Source organism: Aureimonas sp. AU22 (assembly GCF_001463745.1).
Classification (GTDB): domain Bacteria; phylum Pseudomonadota; class Alphaproteobacteria; order Rhizobiales; family Rhizobiaceae; genus Aureimonas.
In genome coordinates this window covers 90,423-107,329 of the sequence record NZ_BBWJ01000019.1, presented here as the reverse complement: position 1 = coordinate 107,329, position 16,907 = coordinate 90,423, and the positions used below count along the sequence as shown (strand labels likewise).

Sequence of the window (16,907 nt, the reverse complement as noted above, 5' to 3'; positions counted from 1 at the left end):
TCGAGGTCGACCAGACAAACACCGGAGCCCGGCCCTAGCGGCCGGGTTTTTTGTTTCGCGCTGGGAGACCTTCCCGGAACTCGTCCGGCAAGGCGTCGTTAGGCACGCATTCATCCCTCAGGAGAAATCCGAATGCGTAAGATGCTTCTTGCCGCCGCTGGCCTGTTCCTCTTGTCCGGCGCGGCTGCGCAGGCCCAGGGCGCCGCCCTGGTCGAGGTCGACGGCAGCGTGATGCTGATGCCGTGGAACAAGACGGCCGATTCGATCGAGGACGCAAAGGTCCTGAAGAGCGGTGACGGCGTGGAACTCGGCGAAGTCGAGGAAGTGCTCGGCACGGACGCCAAGACGCCCGTCGCCCTCGTCGTGGATTTCGCCGGCACGACGACCGGCTTCACCGGCCGCAAGGTGATCCCGATCGAGCGCTTCTCGCCGGACGGCAACCGCCTGACGCTGACGACCTCGGCCGCCGAGGTCGCGTCCTTCCCGGCCTACGAAGACTGATCAAACACAAAAGGGGCACCGCAAGGCGCCCCTTTTTCTTCAGAACCGCGTTGGAGAGCGTCAGGCTGCGAGCTTACCCTCGATCGCAGTGATCGCCTCGCCGGCCTTGTCGGCATCGGGACCACCCGCCTGTGCCATGTCCGGCCGGCCACCGCCGCCCTTGCCGCCGATGGCTTCGGACGCCGCGCGAACGAGGTCGACCGCGCTGAACCGCCCCGTCAGATCCGCCGTCACGCCGACCACGACGCTCGCCTTGCCGTCCGCCACGCCGACGAACGCCACGACGCCGGAGCCGAGCCCCGCCTTCACCTCGTCCACCAATCCCTTGAGATCCTTCGCCGCCACGCCGTCGAGCACCCGACCGACGAAGGCGACGCCGCCGATCTCCTTGGGAGCGGACGAGGAGGCCGAGCCGTCGCCGGCGAGCGCCAGCTTCTTCTTCGCCTCCGTCAACTCGCGCTCCAGACGCCGGCGCTCCTCGACGAGCGCCTCGACACGATCGGCGATCTCGGCGGGGCCGACTTTCAGCGACCCCGCGATGCGACGCACGCGCGCGTCCTGCTCGAGGAAATAGTCCCGCGCCGCCTCGCCGGTCAGCGCCTCGACACGGCGCACGCCGGCACCGACCGCGCTTTCGGACACGACGTGGACGAGCCCGATGTCGCCGGTTGCGCGCGCATGGGTGCCGCCGCACAGTTCGATCGAATAGGCGGCCTTCGCGCTGCCCTCCTTCGCGCCGCCCATGGACACGACGCGGACCTCGTCGCCGTACTTCTCGCCGAACAACGCCATGGCGCCGAGCGCGATCGCGTCGTCCACCGCCATCAGGCGCGTCTCGACTGGGGTGTTCTCGCGGATCACGTCGTTGGCGAGCGCCTCGATGCGCGCGAGTTCCTCGGCCTCGACCGGCTTGGGATGCGAGAAGTCGAAGCGCAGGCGGTCGGGCGAGACCATCGAGCCCTTCTGGGCGACGTGGGTGCCGAGCACCTCGCGCAGGCCCTGGTGCAGAAGGTGCGTCGCCGAGTGATTGGCGCGAATGCGCGACCGACGGCCATGGTCGACCACCAGTTCCAGCGCCGCGCCTTTCTTCAGCGTGCCCTCGGCCACCGTGCCGCGGTGGATGAAGAGGCCGTCCGCGACCTTCTGCGTATCGGTGACGGTGAAGCGGACGCCCTCGCCCTTCATCGTGCCGGTGTCGCCGACCTGGCCGCCCGACTCGGCGTAGAACGGCGTCTGGTTGAGGACGACGGTCGCCTCCTCGCCGGCTCCCGCAGAGGCGATTTCCTTGCCGTCACGCACGAGCGTCAGGACCTGGGCTTCCGCAGTCTCGGTATCGTAACCGAGAAACTCCGTGGCGCCCTCGCGCTCGCGGATTGCGAACCACACCGTCTCGGCCGCCGACTCGCCCGAGCCCGCCCAGCTCGCACGGGCTTCCGCCTTCTGGCGCTGCATGGCCGAATCGAAGCCGGACAGGTCCACGCCGACGCCGCGCGCACGCAAGGCGTCCTGCGTCAGATCGAGCGGAAAGCCGTAGGTATCGTAAAGCTTGAAGGCGGTCTCGCCGTCGAGCATGTCGCCGTTCCCGAGCGAGGACGACGCGTCGTTGAGAAGCGACAGGCCGCGGTCGAGCGTGACGAGGAAGCGCTTCTCCTCGAGCTTCAGCGTCTCGGAGATCAGCGACTCGGCGCGGGTGAGTTCGGGATAGGCGCGGCCCATCTCGGCGACGAGCGTCGGCAGGACCTTGTAGATGACGGGCTCGCGGGCGCCGAGCAGCTTCGCGTGGCGCATGGCGCGGCGCATGATGCGGCGGAGCACGTAGCCGCGGCCCTCGTTCGACGGCAGCACGCCGTCGGCGATCAGGAAGGCGGTGGCCCGCAGGTGATCGGCGATGACGCGATGGGAGGCCAGCGCATCCCCTTCGGCACGCGAGCCGATGGCCTCCTCGACGGCGGCGATCAGGCGGCGGAAAAGGTCGGTCTCGTAGTTCGAGGTGACACCCTGCAGGATCGCGGCCATGCGCTCCAGGCCCATGCCGGTGTCGATCGACGGGCGCGGCAGGTCGAGGCGCTCGCCGGGCGAGACCTGCTCGAACTGCATGAAGACGAGATTCCAGAACTCCAGGAAACGGTCTCCGTCCTCCTCTGCCGAGCCCGGAGGGCCGCCCCAGACGCTCTCGCCCTGGTCGTAGAAGATCTCGGAGCACGGACCGCAAGGGCCGGTCTCGCCCATGGTCCAAAAGTTGTCGGAGGTCGGGATGCGGATGATACGATCGTCGGAAAAGCCGGCGATCGACTTCCAGAGGCGAGCCGCCTCTTCGTCTTCCGAATAGACGGTGACGAGCAGGCGCGACTTGTCGAGCGCGAACTCCTTGGTGACGAGGTTCCAGGCGAGGCTGATCGCCTCCTCCTTGAAATAGTCGCCGAACGAGAAGTTGCCCAGCATCTCGAAGAAGGTGTGATGGCGCGCGGTGTAGCCGACGTTGTCGAGGTCGTTGTGCTTGCCGCCGGCGCGCACGACCTTCTGCGCCGTCGTCGCGCGGCTGTAGGGACGCTTTTCGAGGCCCGTGAAGACGTTCTTGAACTGCACCATGCCGGCGTTCGTGAACATCAGCGTCGGGTCGTTGCGCGGCACTAGCGGCGAGGAGGCGACCGGCTCGTGTCCGTTCTTCGCGAAGTACTGGAGGAACGTCGACCGGATCTCGTTCACGCCGCTCATGGCAAAACCTTAACCTATGCTGAGGAACGGCCGGCGGGAAAACGCTGGCGCAGCCGCCTTTTACCCAGCGTGCCAGGGGCTGTCCATGCCGCCGCGCGGCGTGGCGCGACGCGTTTCACGGCCGGATAATCAGTTCCATCCGCTCCGCCGGGAAGCGCGTGCGAAGCGCCTGCACCGGGCGACCGTCCGCATCCACATCGATGGCCGCCGAAACGAGGACGATGCTATCAAGCGGCAGTTCCAGATGCTCGGCGTCGACGGGATTAACGCGTTCGGCGGTGATCCGCGTCTCTTGACGGCGGTAGTCCATGACCCCGTGCAGCTTGAGGGCCTCGGTGACCGATCCGGTTTCGGCATAGCCGCGCACGATGTTGGGGAAACGGTCGGCCGGAAAGTACCCGGTGGAAACCGACAGTGGCAGGCCGTTGGCGACCGACAGCTTGTCGAGGCGAAACAGCGCAGCGCCCACCGCGCAGTCGAGCATGTCGGCAAGGGCCTTGTCGGCCCTGACGGACTCCGATCGAATCAGCCGTCCGCTCGGCCTGCGTCCCTGCGCCGTGACGTTCTCCGAGAAGCGCGTTCTCGGCCCGACCGGGTAGGATAATCGGGGCGCCGGTGCGTTGACGAAGGTCCCGCGCCCGCGCTCGGACCGCAAAAGCCCCTCGGCGGCCAGTGACTGGATCGCCCGGCGCACCGTGTGGCGGTTCACTGCGTAGCGTTCCGCGAGTTCGGTTTCGGGCGGCAGTTGCTCGCGCACCGTGCCGTCCGCGATCGCTGCGCGGATCCTGTCCGCCACGCGCCGCCAGCGCGTTACGCCTTCGTCCGCTTCGTTCATGCCTCAGGCTCCGCCGCGATGCTTGCCGCCGTCATAGTGTTGTCACCGACGGCACGCTATATCAGAGCCAACAAGACGGATGTCTAGACAAATAGACAAATCGGATCGACATGCTCAACATGACCTCGAACTCCGACGACGCTGGACACGACACCGCGCGGCGCCGCGCGATGAGTGCCGTGGCGCTCGCTCCGACGGCATTCCTGAAGGCGCGATACGCTGATGTCGCGGCGGCCTCGCCTGCCGCAGTCCCCGTTCGCGGACCGGAGGTCGGCCTCGTGATGCTGCGCGGTCGAGCCGGCGGAGGCGGCGCGGCGTTCAACCTCGGCGAAGCCAGCGTCTGTCGCGCAACCGTGCGGCTGGAGACCGGAGAGGTCGGACACGCGATGATCCTCGGTCGCGACGCCGAGAAGGCGCGGATTGCAGCCTATATCGATGCGCTCTGGCAAATCGACGCCTGGCGCGAGCGGATCGAGGTGGAGATCGTCGGCCCGGCTCTGGCAGCCGATGCCGAAGCGTTGAAACGCCGGGCGGAGGAGACCGAAGCGACCCGGGTGGACTTCTTTACCGTGGCCCGGGGCGAGGACTGATTGGCATGAGCGTTTCCCTGTCCACCTCCATCGTCTCCAGCGGCTTCGCCGATCCGACCCTCGGCTCGCAGGCGGCGTTTCGCCGGATCATGGATGCCTTCGCCAATCCGGGAACGATCGCCGACCTCGGCGGCTTCGTATCCGCACCCGCCCCGCTGATGCCCGCCGCCGCCGCGCTCATCGCAACCCTCGCCGACGCCGATGCACCGGTGTTTCTGGACGGTGCGGGACTGGACGACGCGACGCGCTGGATCTCCTTCCAGACCGGCGCGGCGGTGGTCGCCGAACCTGCCGACGCCGCCTTCGCCCTCCTGTCGCCGGGGTCGGCTTCGGACGGCTGGAACCGTTTCCCTTTGGGCACCGATGCCTACCCGGACCGCTCCACAACGCTGATTCTGCCGGTGGACGGCTTCGAGGGTGGCCTCGGCCTTATGCTCACAGGCCCCGGCATCGAGACGAGCCTGCGGGTTGCCCCCCGTGGCTTGCCCAAGGACTTTCTGGCGGCACGCGCCGCCAACGCCGCGTTGTTCCCGCGCGGTCACGACCTCGTGCTCGTTTGCGGCGAACGTTGCCTCGCGCTGCCGCGCACCACCCGCATCGTGGAGGCCTGACATGTATGTTGCGGTGAAGGGCGGCGAAGCCGCCATCGACAAGGCCCACAAGCTTCTGGCCGACCGGCGACGCGGCGATCGAAGCGTGCCCGCGCTGACGATCGAGCAGATCGCCTCGCAGCTTGCGCTGGGGGTCGACCGGGTGATGGCGGAGGGCTCGCTCTACGATCCCGATCTCGCGGCGCTCGCCATCCGTCAGGCGCGCGGTGATTTGATCGAGGCGATCTTCCTGTTGCGCGCCTTCCGCACGACCCTGCCCCGCTTTCGCGCGGCCGCGCCGCTCGATACCGGAGCCATGCGGCTGGAGCGCCGGATTTCCGCGACCTACAAGGACCTTCCCGGCGGCCAGCTTCTCGGCCCCACCTTTGACTACACTCACCGCCTGCTCGACCCTGCGATGGCGCGCGACGAAGCGGTGGCGGAACCGGAGCGCCGCCGCGGAGCCGCGAGTGAAGCCGCGCCTCGCGTCACCGACCTTCTCGGCGCCGAAGGGCTGATCGAGAGCGATGGAGACGCGAACGGCGAACCTGGCGATATCACGCGCGACCCGCTCGATTTTCCGGCCGGACGCGACCTCCGCCTCCAGGCGCTGGCGCGGGGCGACGAAGGCTTCCTTCTGGCTCTCGGCTATTCCACCCAGCGCGGCTACGGGCGCACGCACCCGTTCGTCGGCGAAATCCGCATCGGCCTCGTCGATGTGGAGGTGGAGTTACCCGAACTCGGGTTCGCGGTCACCGTCGGCCGCGTGCGGATCACCGAATGCCAGATGGTGTCGCAGTTCACTGGCGGCGACGACGAGCCCGCCCGGTTCTCGCGGGGCTACGGCCTCGTCTTCGGTCAGTCCGAACGCAAGGCGATGGCGATGAGCCTCGTCGATCGCGCGCTGCGCGCCGACGAATACGGCGAGGAGCGCCAGTCGCCCGCGCAGGACGAGGAATTCGTCATGGAGCATTGCGACAACGTCGCTGCGACCGGCTTCGTCGAGCACCTGAAGCTTCCGCACTACGTGGATTTTCAGGCCGAACTCGACCTCGTTCGCCGGCTCAACGCCGAGCGCCAGTCCCGCCAGGAGGCTGCGGAATGAGCACCGACCTTCCCGCCGTCAACTTCGCCTATCTCGACGAAGCGACCAAGCGGATGATCCGCCGCGCGATCCTGAAGGGCATCGCGATCCCCGGCTATCAGGTGCCCTTCGCCAGCCGCGAGATGCCGATGCCCTACGGCTGGGGCACCGGCGGCGTACAGGTGACGGCGGCGATCATCGGACCGGACGACGTGCTGAAGGTGATCGACCAGGGCGCCGACGACACGACCAACGCGGTCTCGATCCGCGCTTTCTTCCAGACCGTCGCGGGTGTCGCCACCACCACGAAGACGGCCGACGCCACGATCATCCAGACCCGTCACCGCATTCCGGAGGCCCCACTGCACGCGGGCCAGGTCCTCGTCTACCAGGTGCCGATCCCCGAGCCCCTGCGCTTCCTGGAGCCGCGCGAGACGGAGACGCGCACGCTCCACGCGCTCGAGGAGTACGGCCTGATGCACGTGAAGCTTTACGAGGACATCGCGCGCCACGGCCATATCGCCACGACCTACGCCTATCCCGTCAAGATCGAGGGGCGTTACGTCATGGACCCCTCACCGATCCCGAAATTCGACAATCCGAAGATGCACCGTTCGCCGGCCCTGCAGCTCTTCGGCGCGGGCCGCGAGAAGCGGATCTACGCGCTGCCGCCTTTCACCGAAGTGCGGAGCCTCGATTTCGAGGATCATCCCTTCCGCGTCCAAAGCTTCCGCAACCCTTGCGCGCTCTGCGGCTCGACCGGCGTCTATCTCGACGAGGTGATCACCGACGATCGGGGTGGGCGGATGTTCGTCTGCTCCGATACCGACCATTGCGAAACGCAGCGCCAGGCCGGCCATGCGGGATCGGCGCTCGGGGAGGCCGCGGAATGACGAGCCCAACGCCCCTCCTCCAGGTCCGCGACCTCGAGAAGCTCTACGGCACCCGCGTCGGCTGTACCGGCGTCTCGTTCGACCTTTGGCCCGGTGAAGTGCTGGCCATCGTCGGGGAATCCGGGTCCGGAAAGACGACGCTCCTCTCCTGCATCTCGGCCCGGCTGGAGCCGACGTCGGGGAGCGTCGCCTATGCCATGCGCGACGGCGTCACCCGCGATCTCGCCACGCTGTCGGAGGCGGAGCGACGCCTTCTGATGCGCACCGATTGGGGCTTCGTGCACCAGAATCCCGCCGATGGGCTTCGCATGCGCGTCTCGGCCGGCGCCAATGTCGGCGAGCGTCTGATGGCGGTCGGCGAGCGGCACTACGGGCGTTTGCGCGAGACGGCGGGCGACTGGCTCGGTCGCGTCGAGATCGCCGAAAACCGCATCGACGATCGGCCGACGGAATTCTCCGGAGGCATGCGCCAGCGCCTCCAGATCGCACGCAACCTCGTCACCCACCCGCGCCTCGTCTTCATGGACGAGCCGACCGGCGGTCTCGACGTCTCGGTTCAGGCCCGCGTGCTCGACCTCCTGCGGGGGCTCGTGGCCGATCTCGGCCTCTCCGTGGTCATCGTCACCCACGACCTCGCCGTGGCGCGGCTCTTGTCGCAGCGGATGATCGTGATGAAGGAAGGTCGCGTGGTCGAGGAAGGGCTGACCGACCGGGTCCTCGACGACCCGCACCACCCCTACACCCAACTCCTCGTCGCCTCGATCCCGGAGTCCTGACGATGTCCTCTCCGCTCCTGTCCGTCGAAGGCGTCGCCAAGTCCTTCACCATGCACCTGCGCGGCGGGCTCAGGCTTCCCGTGGTCGAGAACGTCGCCTTCGATCTCCGACCCGGCGAATGCGTCGTGCTGGGCGGCCCCTCCGGCGTCGGCAAGAGTTCGATCCTGCGCATGATCTACGGCAACTATGCCGTCGATCGCGGCGCGATCCTGGTTCGCGATGTCGCGGACGGGGTGATGCGCGATCTCGGTGCGGGTGATCCGCGCACCGTGCTCGGCCTTCGCGAGCGTTCCATCGGCTATGTCAGCCAGTTCCTGCGCGCCGTGCCCCGCGCCTCCGCGCTGGAAGTCGTCGCCGATCCGCTCGTGCGCCTCGGGACCGCACGGGACGAAGCCCGGGAAAAGGCGGCGGACATGCTCCGCCGCCTCAACCTGCCGGAAGCGCTGCACGATCTGCCGCCGGCGACCTTTTCCGGTGGCGAGAAGCAGCGCGTCAACATCGCACGCGGCTTCCTGACCGACCATCCGATCCTGCTTCTCGACGAGCCGACCGCCTCGCTCGATGCCGCCAATCGCGACGTCGTGGTGTCGATGATCCGCGAGAAGCTGGCGCGTGGCGTCGCCATCCTCGGCATCTTCCACGACGAGCCGGTGCGCGCCGCCGTGGCGACACGCATCCTCGACGTCTCGACCTTTTCCGCCCGGAGGGCTGCCTGATGCCGAAGCTGAGCGAACACGCGCCGCGGGTCCATCCGAGCGCCGAGATCGAGACGACGACGTTCGGACGGTACACCGAGGTCGAGGCACGTTCGGTCCTTTCCGAGACCGTGCTCGGCGACTACTCCTACGTCATGCAGGACTGCCGGATCTTCGCCGCGCAGATCGGAAAGTTCGCCAACATCGCGGCGAGCGTGCGCATCAACGCGACCAACCATCCCGTCGAGCGCGCCACGCTGCACCACTTCACCTACCGCGCCGGCGACTATTTCGACGGTGCGGCCGACGAGGCCGACTTCTTCGAAGCACGGCGCCGGAATGTCGTGACAATCGGCCACGACGTGTGGATCGGCCACGGCGTGACCGTGCTGCCGGGCGTGACCATCGGCAATGGCGCGGTCGTGGGTTCCGGTGCCGTGGTGACCCGCGACGTCGCACCCTACACGATCGTCGGCGGCGTACCCGCCCGGGTCATCCGTGACCGCTTCGCTCCGGGCGTCGGGGCGCGCATGGACGCTCTGGCGTGGTGGGACTGGCCGCACGACGCGCTGCATGCTGCGCTCGATGACTTCCGCAATCTCGACGCCAGCGCATTTCTGGATCGCTACGAAGGCGTCACGCAAGCTTCATCCGCGCGTCACGCGAACCGCATCGCGTCGTGACACTGTCCGCGAAAATCGGAAGGACGACCGCCATGACCGCGATCTCCGTGTCTCGCCTCTCCAAGCGCTTCGGCACGACGCAAGCCCTTTCGGATGTCGATCTGTCCATCGAGGCCGGGGAGATGGTCTGCCTGATCGGCGCGTCCGGCTCGGGCAAGTCCACGCTCATCCGCCACATCGCGGGTCTCGAACTCGGCGACGGGGCACGGAGCCAGGTCGCGATCTTCGATGCGCCGACCCAGGCCGGCGGGCGCATGCTGCCCGGCGCCCGTGCGACCCGGCGCGACGTGTCGATCCTGTTTCAGCAGTTCAACCTCGTGTCGCGCCTCTCCGTGATGACCAACGTGCTGATCGGCAAGCTCGGGCGAATCCCGCGCTGGCGCGGCACACTCGGCGTCTTCAACAAGAGCGAGAAGGACGAGGCGAAGGCAGCCCTCGCCCGCGTCGGCATCGCCAAGGTCGTGCGCCAGCGCGCGTCCACCCTTTCGGGAGGCCAGCAGCAGCGCGCGGCCATCGCCCGGACCCTGGTCCAGCGCTCGCGCATTCTCATCGCCGACGAGCCGATCGCCTCCCTCGACCCAGCCTCGGCGCGCCGGGTGATGGACATCCTCTCCGACATCAACCGCACGGACGGCATCACCGTCCTCGTATCCCTGCATCAGGTCGAGTACGCGCGCCGCTATTTTCCGCGCACGATCGCCATGCGCGAGGGACGCGTCGTCTTCGACGGACCGTCCACGGCCCTCACCAACGCCTTCCTGTCCGAGCTCTACGGCGCGGCCTCGGAAGAACTCGTCCTGCCGGATACCCCGGCAGCGCATGCGGAACCCCGGCCCGCGCCGGTACCGCACAAGCGGCTTGGAGCCTTCGAGGCCGCCTAAGCCATTTCTCACCACCGGAGACGACAATGAACGCGATCCTCAAGGGAATGGCGGCGCTCGCGCTCGCCTCGACGCTCGCAGGCACCGCCTTGGCCGAGACCATCAACTTCGGCATCATCTCGACCGAGTCCCAGCAGAACCTGCGCACCAAGTGGCAGCCGTTCCTGGACGACATGGAGAAGGAGACGGACCTCGAGGTCGAGCCGTTCTTCGCCACCGATTATGCCGGCGTGATCGAGGGCATGCGCTTCGGCAAGGTGCAGATGGCCTGGATGGGCAACAAGTCGGCCATGGAAGCCGTGGACCGCGCCAAGGGCGAGGTCTTCGCCCAGTCGGTGCCCGAGAGTGGCGAGGCCGGCTACTACTCGCTGATCCTCGCGCCCAAGGACTCGGCTCTCACCAGCGTCGACGATCTCCTGAAGTGCGATCAGTCGGTGAACTTCGGCCTGGGTGATCCGAACTCGACCTCGGGCTTCCTGGTGCCGATGACCTTCGTCTTCGGCGCCAAGGGCGTCGATCCGAAGACCTGCTTCAATAACGTGACCAACGCCAATCACGAGACCAACGCGATGGGCGTCGCCAACGGCCAGCTCGATGCCGCCGCCAACAACACAGAGAATCTCGCCCTCATCGAGAAGAACCAGCCGGCCGCATTCGAGAAGATCAAGATCATCTGGAAGTCGCCGCTGATCCCGTCGGATCCGCTGGTCTGGTCGCAGGAGCTTTCGTCCGAAACCAAGGACAAGCTGCGGACCTTCGTTCTCGGCTACGGTACCGACCAGTCCAAGGGCGACAAGGCGGCAGAGCTGAAGACGCTCGCGGGCCTCGAATGGGCGCCGTTCCGCGCCTCGACCGACGACCAGCTTCTGCCGATCCGCGTCATGGAAGTCTCGAAGTCGATGGCGCAGGTGAATGCCGACGCTTCGCTCGCGGCCGACGCGAAGGCCACGAAGCTCAAAGCGCTCGAGGAACAGAAGGCCAGCTACGAGGCCAAGCTCGCGACGGCCCCGCAGGGCTGAAGTTCCAGGAACCAGGTCCGCTGTCGCCGCGCCCTCGGGGCGGCGGCGGTGGAGCCCGGCCTCAAGGAGTGGTCATGACCCAAGCACCCATCACCGAGGCCACGCCGGCTTCCTTCACCGAAGTGGCGCCCAAGCGATCGCTTGCCAGTCTTGCGGTCTGGGTCGGGCTCGCGCTTCTCCTCGCCTGGAGCTGGGGACCAGCCGACATGGACAGCTGGACCCAGCTGTTCAACGATTCCGGCAACATGGCGGAATACGCGTCGGGCTTCCTCTCCCCCGATTTCACGGACTGGCGCTATTATCTCGAGGAAATGGTCGTCACCGTGCAGATCGCCATCTGGGGCACGTTCCTTTCCGTGCTGCTGTCGATCCCGTTCGGCATCCTGTCGGCGAGCAACATCGCGCCATGGTGGCTGAACCAGCCGGCGCGGCGCCTGATGGACCTCTTCCGCGCCATTCACGAAGTCGTCTTCGCCGTGCTGTTCGTCGTGGCCGTCGGCCTCGGGCCCTTCGCCGGCGTCATGGCACTCTTCATCCACACGACCGGCATTCTCGCCAAGCTGTTCTCCGAGGCCGTCGAGGCAATCGATCCGCGGCCGGTCGAGGCGATCCGCACCACCGGCGCGTCCCGGCTTCAGGAGATCGTCTTCGGCGTCATCCCCCAGGTGCTGCCGCTCTGGATCTCCTTCTCGCTCTACCGCCTGGAGTCCAACGTGCGCGCCGCCACCGTTCTCGGCGTCATCGGTGCGGGCGGCATCGGTCAGGTCCTGTTCGAGACGATCCGCGGGTTCTATTATCCGCAGGCCTCGGCCATTCTCATCGTCGTGGTCGCGACGGTCACGGTGATGGACCTCATTTCGCAAAGCCTTCGAAAGCGGGTCATCTGATGCGTGCCGCCATCTACTTCACGCCGCCACACGATGCCGAGTTGACCCGCATCGCCGCCGACTGGCTGGGACGCGACGCCTTCTCAGGCCAAGGGTCCGGCGTGACCGACCCGCTAGTCGCTGAGCCCGCGCGCTACGGCTTCCATGCGACGATGAAGCCGCCGTTTCGGCTGGCGGACGGCAAGACGCTGGACGATCTTGACCAGGATCTCGCGGCGTTCTGTGCCGAAACGCCCGCGGTCACGATAGAGCGCCTAGCCTTGCGCCGTATCGGCCGGTTCTTCGCGCTTGTTCCCGAGACGCCTGCGGAAGATCTCTCCCGCCTCGCCGACGCGGCGGTGCGCCGCTTCGAGACCTTCCGCGCTCCGCTGACCGACAGCGAACTAGCCCGTCGCGCACCGGAGCGCCTCACGCAGCGCCAGCGTGAACTGCTCCAGGACTGGGGCTACCCCTATGTCTTCGACGAGTTCCGCTTCCATATGACCCTGACGGGCCCCGTCGCCGACGATGAGGCGCCGCGTGTCGAGGCGCGGCTCGCCGAGCGCTTCGCTCCCGTCCTCGGCCGAGCGCTCCCCGTCGATGGGCTCGCCCTCTTCGTGGAGGACGAGGCTGGCGCGCCGTTCCGGGTCCACGCCCTTCATTCCCTTTCTTCCGCTTCCCCAACGAGCCCGACATGAGCAGCCATCCCTCCGAAGAGGTCTTCACCAACGCCCGCATCGTTCTGAAAGACGAGGTCGTTGCCGGCAGCGTCCTCGTGCGGGGCGGACGTATCGCGGACATATCGAGCGGTGCAACGAGGACGGGGACCGACTGCGGCGGCGACCATCTCCTTCCCGGTCTCGTCGAACTGCACACGGACCATCTGGAAGGCCACTACCTGCCGCGACCCAAGGTGCGCTGGAACATCCACGCGGCTCTTCAGGCGCACGACGCGCAGGTTTGCGCTTCCGGCATCACTACGGTCTTCGATGCGCTGCGGGTGGGCATGGACGAGGATGCGGCCTTGAGCTCGGCCGACATGGGCGCGATGGCTGAGGCGATCACCGAGGCGACCGACGACGACCGGCTGAGGGCCGAGCACTTCATCCATCTGCGCTGCGAGGTCTCCGCGCCTGACGTTCTGTCGAGCTTCGAATCCTTGATGGGCAGCGAACGCGTCCGCCTGGCATCGCTGATGGATCACGCCCCGGGCCAGCGGCAGTTCGTGGACCTGCAGACCTATCGGACCTACTACCAGGGCAAGATGCGGATGACAGACGCCGCGTTCGACGCGTTCTGCGCCCGTCGCGTCGCCGAATCGGAAGCGAACTCCCCCGGCAACCGCCGCGCGATCGCCGAGCGCTGCCGCGCAACCGGCATCACCCTGGCCAGTCACGACGACGCGACGGCGGCGCATGTCGAGGAAAGCCGGGCTCTCGGCATCGCGCTCGCCGAGTTTCCGACGACGCTGGAGGCTGCGCGGCTTTCCCGGGAGTCGGGACTTTCCGTCCTGATGGGCGCCCCGAACGTGGTGCGCGGCGGCTCGCATTCCGGCAACGTCTCGGCCAAGGAACTCGTGGAGATCGGAGTGCTCGACGTCCTGTCGTCCGATTACGTGCCCTTCAGCCTGATCCAGGCGACGTTCCTCATGGCCGGGTCGATCGGCCTGCCGCAGGCCGCCGCAATGGTCACCCGCACGCCGGCCCGGGTAGCCGGGCTGGACGATCGCGGCGCGATCGAGCTCGGCCTGCGTGCCGACCTCGTTCGTGTGCGGGCGGAGCCCGGGGCCGCGACGCCGCCGGTCGTGCGAAGCGTCTGGCGCGAGGGTCGGCGCGTTGCGTGAGGATCGCCTGCGGGCGGGCCTGCTAGTGGCCGTGGTCGGGCCCAGCGGCGCCGGCAAGGATACGCTGATCCGCCTCGCCTTCGAGTCCCTCGCCGGCGAGCCGCGCATCCAGCTAGCCCGGCGCGTGATAACGCGGCCTTGCGATGGGGGAACGGAAGAGCACGACAGCCTCGACCCCGAAGCCTTCTCGCAGGCGGAAGCAGCGGGCCGGTTCTGCCTGACCTGGCGGGCGCATGGCCTTGCCTATGCGCTGCCCCGCGCGGTGGAAGAGAGCGTTCGCGCCGGCAACCTCGTCGTCGCCAATCTCTCCCGTCGCTCGCTCGGCGAAGCCGACGCTCGGTTCGGCGGGATCGCGATCGTCGAGATCACCGCACCTCGCGCCGTTCTGGTCGCGCGCATCGCGGCGCGCGGACGCGAAACGCCGGCCGAGGTCGAAGCCCGTCTTGCGCGGCAGGTGGGCCTGGATGTGCCGGATGGAGCCCGCAGCGTCGTCTCGATCGACAATTGCGGTGCACCCGAGGCCGGTGCGGAGCAGCTGCGGCGCCAGCTTGTGGCGCTTGCGGCGAGCGTCGATACCCCGTCCTTCCGACGTTCCGGTACCTAGCAAAGGCTGGGTCGATGGGCACACGGTCTTGACCGTCGAGACCGATTGCGTTCGAGAGATGCCGTCGACTTACGGGACGCGCGCATCATGAAAGCCATGGTCTTCGAAGCCTTCGGGAGGATGCCCGAGATCCGCCATGTGCCGGACCCTGTGCCCGCACCCCACGGCGTCGTCATCGAAGTGATGGCGACCGGCCTATGCCGAAGCGACTGGCACGGCTGGATGGGGCACGACACCGATATCCGTTTGCCTCACGTGCCCGGGCACGAGTTCGCCGGCGTCGTAACGGCGGTCGGATCCGAGGTCAGGAACTTCCATGCGGACGAACGGGTGACCGTACCCTTCATCGCGGCCTGCGGTCGCTGCCGCGAATGTCATGCGGGACACCAGCAGGTCTGCGAGGCGCAGTTTCAGCCGGGCTTCACGCACTGGGGCTCGTTCGCCGAGTACGTCGCCATCGATCGCGCCGACAACAACCTCGTACGTCTGCCCGACGCCATGGACTTCAAGACCGCCGCCAGTCTCGGCTGCCGGTTCGCGACGTCGTTCCGTGCGGTGGTCGACCAGGGCCGGGTCCGCGGCGGCGAGTGGGTCGCGGTCCACGGTGCAGGCGGCGTCGGCCTGTCGGCGGTGATGATCGCCTCGGCGCTCGGCGCGCAGGTGGTCGCCGTGGACGTGGCGGACAGCAAGCTGGCGCTCGCCCGGGCGATGGGTGCCGCCGCCACCGTCAACGCGCGCTCGGTGCCGTCCGTCGTCGAGGCTGTGCGCGAGATCACCAGCGGTGGCGCTCACGTGTCGCTCGACGCGCTCGGACATCCCGAGACCTGTTTCAACTCGATCGCCAACCTGCGCCGACGTGGCCGCCACGTGCAGGTCGGGCTGATGTTGGCCGAGAATGCGCAGGCCTCGATCCCCATGGCGCAGGTCATCGCCCACGAACTGGAGATCTATGGGAGCCACGGCATGCAGTCATGGCGCTACGCGGCGATGCTCGAGATGATCCTCGCAGGAACGCTGCGTCCCGATCGTCTCATCGGTGAGACGCTCTCGCTTGAGGCCGCGATCCCTGCCCTCGTCGCCATGGGCGCGACGGCGCCGGACGGCATCACCATGATCGACCCGCGGATCTAACCACGTTCGTTCTTTGCGCAAAAAGAAAGGGCGCCCCGGGGCGCCCTTTTCCAAATCGATCATTCCGCGTCGTCGTTGGGATCCGGCCCACCGTTCTGCAGAAGCTGCTCGGCGATCAGCCCGGCGTTCTGACGGATGGCGGACTCGATTTCGGCCGCCACAGCCGGATTGTCCCGCAGGAACTGCTTGGAGTTCTCGCGGCCCTGACCAAGGCGCTGGGAATTGTACGAGAACCAGGCGCCGGACTTCTCGACAATGCCCGACTTCACGCCGAGATCGACGAGTTCGCCGACCTTGGACACGCCCTCGCCATACATGATGTCGAACTCGACCTGCTTGAACGGCGGCGCCAGCTTGTTCTTCACAACCTTCACGCGGGTCTGGTTGCCCGTTACCTCCTCGCGCTCCTTGATGGAGCCGATGCGGCGAATATCGAGGCGGACCGACGCATAGAACTTCAGCGCGTTACCGCCCGTCGTCGTCTCGGGCGAGCCGAACATGACGCCGATCTTCATGCGGATCTGGTTGATGAAGACGACCATGCACTTCGAGCGCGAGATCGAGCCCGTGAGCTTGCGCAGCGCCTGGCTCATCAGGCGCGCCTGCATTCCCGGCAGCGAGTCGCCCATCTCACCTTCGATCTCGGCACGCGGCGTGAGGGCAGCGACCGAATCGACGACGAGAATGTCGATCGCACCGGAACGCACCAGCGTGTCGACGATCTCGAGCGCCTGCTCGCCCGTGTCGGGCTGGGAAATCAGGAGGCTGTCGAGATCGACGCCGAGCTTGCGGGCGTAGACCGGATCAAGCGCATGCTCCGCGTCGACGAAGGCGCAGATACCGCCGGCCTTCTGGGCCTCTGCGATCGTGTGTAGCGCCAGCGTCGTCTTGCCGGACGATTCCGGTCCGTAGATCTCGACGATGCGTCCCTTCGGCAAGCCGCCGACCCCGAGAGCGATGTCGAGGCCCAGCGAACCGGTGGAGATCGTTTCGATATCGAGCTTCTCGGTCGCACCGAGCCGCATGATGGAGCCCTTGCCGAAAGCCCGCTCGATCTGAGACAGGGCTGCGTCGAGCGCCTTTGATTTGTCCACCGATGTATCCTCAACGAGACGGAGTGAATTCTGGGCCATGGGGCAGGACCTTATTCCATGTGGGATGGTGGGGTGCAACGTGAATGCCGTGGATCTTCATGTACCCT

Annotated in this window: 18 protein-coding genes; 15 read left to right on the top strand and 3 right to left on the bottom strand. The window is 67.3% G+C overall.

Annotated features, from left to right (window positions below; genetic code table 11):
• Positions 1 to 132 precede the first annotated feature (132 nt).
• Positions 133 to 501, top strand: coding sequence for a hypothetical protein (locus AUL34_RS07915; protein WP_061932947.1), 369 nt, complete (start codon positions 133 to 135; stop codon positions 499 to 501).
• A 60-nt stretch (positions 502 to 561) separates the two neighbouring features.
• Here the strand turns inward: AUL34_RS07915 and alaS are convergent, their stop codons facing one another.
• Both alaS and phnF read right to left on the bottom strand, forming a co-directional pair.
• On the bottom strand, positions 562 to 3,216 hold the full coding sequence (alaS, locus tag AUL34_RS07910) for an alanine--tRNA ligase (RefSeq protein ID WP_061932945.1): 2,655 nt from the start codon (positions 3,214 to 3,216) through the stop codon (positions 562 to 564).
• A gap of 115 nt (positions 3,217 to 3,331) precedes the next feature.
• Positions 3,332 to 4,051, bottom strand: coding sequence for a phosphonate metabolism transcriptional regulator PhnF (phnF, locus tag AUL34_RS07905; protein WP_061932943.1), 720 nt, complete (start codon positions 4,049 to 4,051; stop codon positions 3,332 to 3,334).
• A 110-nt stretch (positions 4,052 to 4,161) separates the two neighbouring features.
• On the opposite strand from phnF, the gene phnG reads away from it, so the two are divergent.
• From phnG to AUL34_RS07835, 14 genes are all read left to right on the top strand, one after another.
• Positions 4,162 to 4,641, top strand: a complete 480-nt coding sequence (gene phnG, locus AUL34_RS07900) for a phosphonate C-P lyase system protein PhnG (protein ID WP_061932941.1) — start codon at positions 4,162 to 4,164, stop codon at positions 4,639 to 4,641.
• 5 nt (positions 4,642 to 4,646) lie between these two features.
• Positions 4,647 to 5,252 (top strand): phosphonate C-P lyase system protein PhnH, encoded by a 606-nt coding sequence (gene phnH / locus AUL34_RS07895; RefSeq protein ID WP_061932939.1) that lies wholly within the window; start codon positions 4,647 to 4,649, stop codon positions 5,250 to 5,252.
• Position 5,253: 1 nt separating this feature from the next.
• Entirely contained in the window at positions 5,254 to 6,336 is a 1,083-nt protein-coding gene (locus tag AUL34_RS07890; RefSeq protein WP_061932937.1) for a carbon-phosphorus lyase complex subunit PhnI, read from the top strand.
• Positions 6,333 to 7,208, top strand: coding sequence for an alpha-D-ribose 1-methylphosphonate 5-phosphate C-P-lyase PhnJ (locus tag AUL34_RS07885; RefSeq protein WP_061932935.1), 876 nt, complete (start codon positions 6,333 to 6,335; stop codon positions 7,206 to 7,208). Before AUL34_RS07890 ends, AUL34_RS07885 begins: the two co-directional genes overlap by 4 nt.
• Positions 7,205 to 7,984 carry a phosphonate C-P lyase system protein PhnK gene (gene phnK, locus AUL34_RS07880; RefSeq protein WP_061932933.1) on the top strand — a complete coding sequence of 260 codons (780 nt, stop codon included), beginning with the start codon at positions 7,205 to 7,207 and terminating at the stop codon, positions 7,982 to 7,984. The genes AUL34_RS07885 and phnK overlap by 4 nt, the downstream gene beginning before the upstream one ends.
• Positions 7,985 to 7,986: 2 nt before the next feature.
• Positions 7,987 to 8,700, top strand: a complete 714-nt coding sequence (phnL, locus tag AUL34_RS07875; RefSeq protein WP_061932931.1) for a phosphonate C-P lyase system protein PhnL — start codon at positions 7,987 to 7,989, stop codon at positions 8,698 to 8,700.
• Positions 8,700 to 9,362, top strand: coding sequence for a DapH/DapD/GlmU-related protein (locus AUL34_RS07870; protein ID WP_061932929.1), 663 nt, complete (start codon positions 8,700 to 8,702; stop codon positions 9,360 to 9,362). The genes phnL and AUL34_RS07870 overlap by 1 nt, the downstream gene beginning before the upstream one ends.
• 32 nt (positions 9,363 to 9,394) lie before the next feature.
• On the top strand, positions 9,395 to 10,243 hold the full coding sequence (phnC, locus tag AUL34_RS07865) for a phosphonate ABC transporter ATP-binding protein (RefSeq protein WP_061932927.1): 849 nt from the start codon (positions 9,395 to 9,397) through the stop codon (positions 10,241 to 10,243).
• A 26-nt stretch (positions 10,244 to 10,269) separates the two neighbouring features.
• Positions 10,270 to 11,262, top strand: coding sequence for a phosphonate ABC transporter substrate-binding protein (gene phnD / locus AUL34_RS07860; RefSeq protein WP_156420830.1), 993 nt, complete (start codon positions 10,270 to 10,272; stop codon positions 11,260 to 11,262).
• Positions 11,263 to 11,336: 74 nt separating this feature from the next.
• Positions 11,337 to 12,149: a phosphonate ABC transporter, permease protein PhnE gene (phnE, locus tag AUL34_RS07855; protein ID WP_061932919.1), complete on the top strand. Its 813-nt coding sequence runs from the start codon at positions 11,337 to 11,339 to the stop codon at positions 12,147 to 12,149.
• Positions 12,149 to 12,826, top strand: a complete 678-nt coding sequence (locus tag AUL34_RS07850; RefSeq protein WP_061932917.1) for a DUF1045 domain-containing protein — start codon at positions 12,149 to 12,151, stop codon at positions 12,824 to 12,826. The genes phnE and AUL34_RS07850 overlap by 1 nt, the downstream gene beginning before the upstream one ends.
• Complete coding sequence (locus AUL34_RS07845; protein ID WP_061932915.1) at positions 12,823 to 13,971, top strand: alpha-D-ribose 1-methylphosphonate 5-triphosphate diphosphatase; 1,149 nt, start codon at positions 12,823 to 12,825, stop codon at positions 13,969 to 13,971. Before AUL34_RS07850 ends, AUL34_RS07845 begins: the two co-directional genes overlap by 4 nt.
• Positions 13,964 to 14,575, top strand: a complete 612-nt coding sequence (phnN, locus tag AUL34_RS07840; protein WP_244492483.1) for a phosphonate metabolism protein/1,5-bisphosphokinase (PRPP-forming) PhnN — start codon at positions 13,964 to 13,966, stop codon at positions 14,573 to 14,575. Before AUL34_RS07845 ends, phnN begins: the two co-directional genes overlap by 8 nt.
• An 87-nt stretch (positions 14,576 to 14,662) precedes the next feature.
• Positions 14,663 to 15,706, top strand: a complete 1,044-nt coding sequence (locus tag AUL34_RS07835; protein ID WP_061932913.1) for a zinc-dependent alcohol dehydrogenase family protein — start codon at positions 14,663 to 14,665, stop codon at positions 15,704 to 15,706.
• A gap of 59 nt (positions 15,707 to 15,765) precedes the next feature.
• Here AUL34_RS07835 and recA read toward each other — a convergent pair whose 3' ends face one another.
• Positions 15,766 to 16,839 (bottom strand): recombinase RecA, encoded by a 1,074-nt coding sequence (recA, locus tag AUL34_RS07830; protein ID WP_061932911.1) that lies wholly within the window; start codon positions 16,837 to 16,839, stop codon positions 15,766 to 15,768.
• Between the last annotated feature and the right edge of the window lie 68 nt (positions 16,840 to 16,907).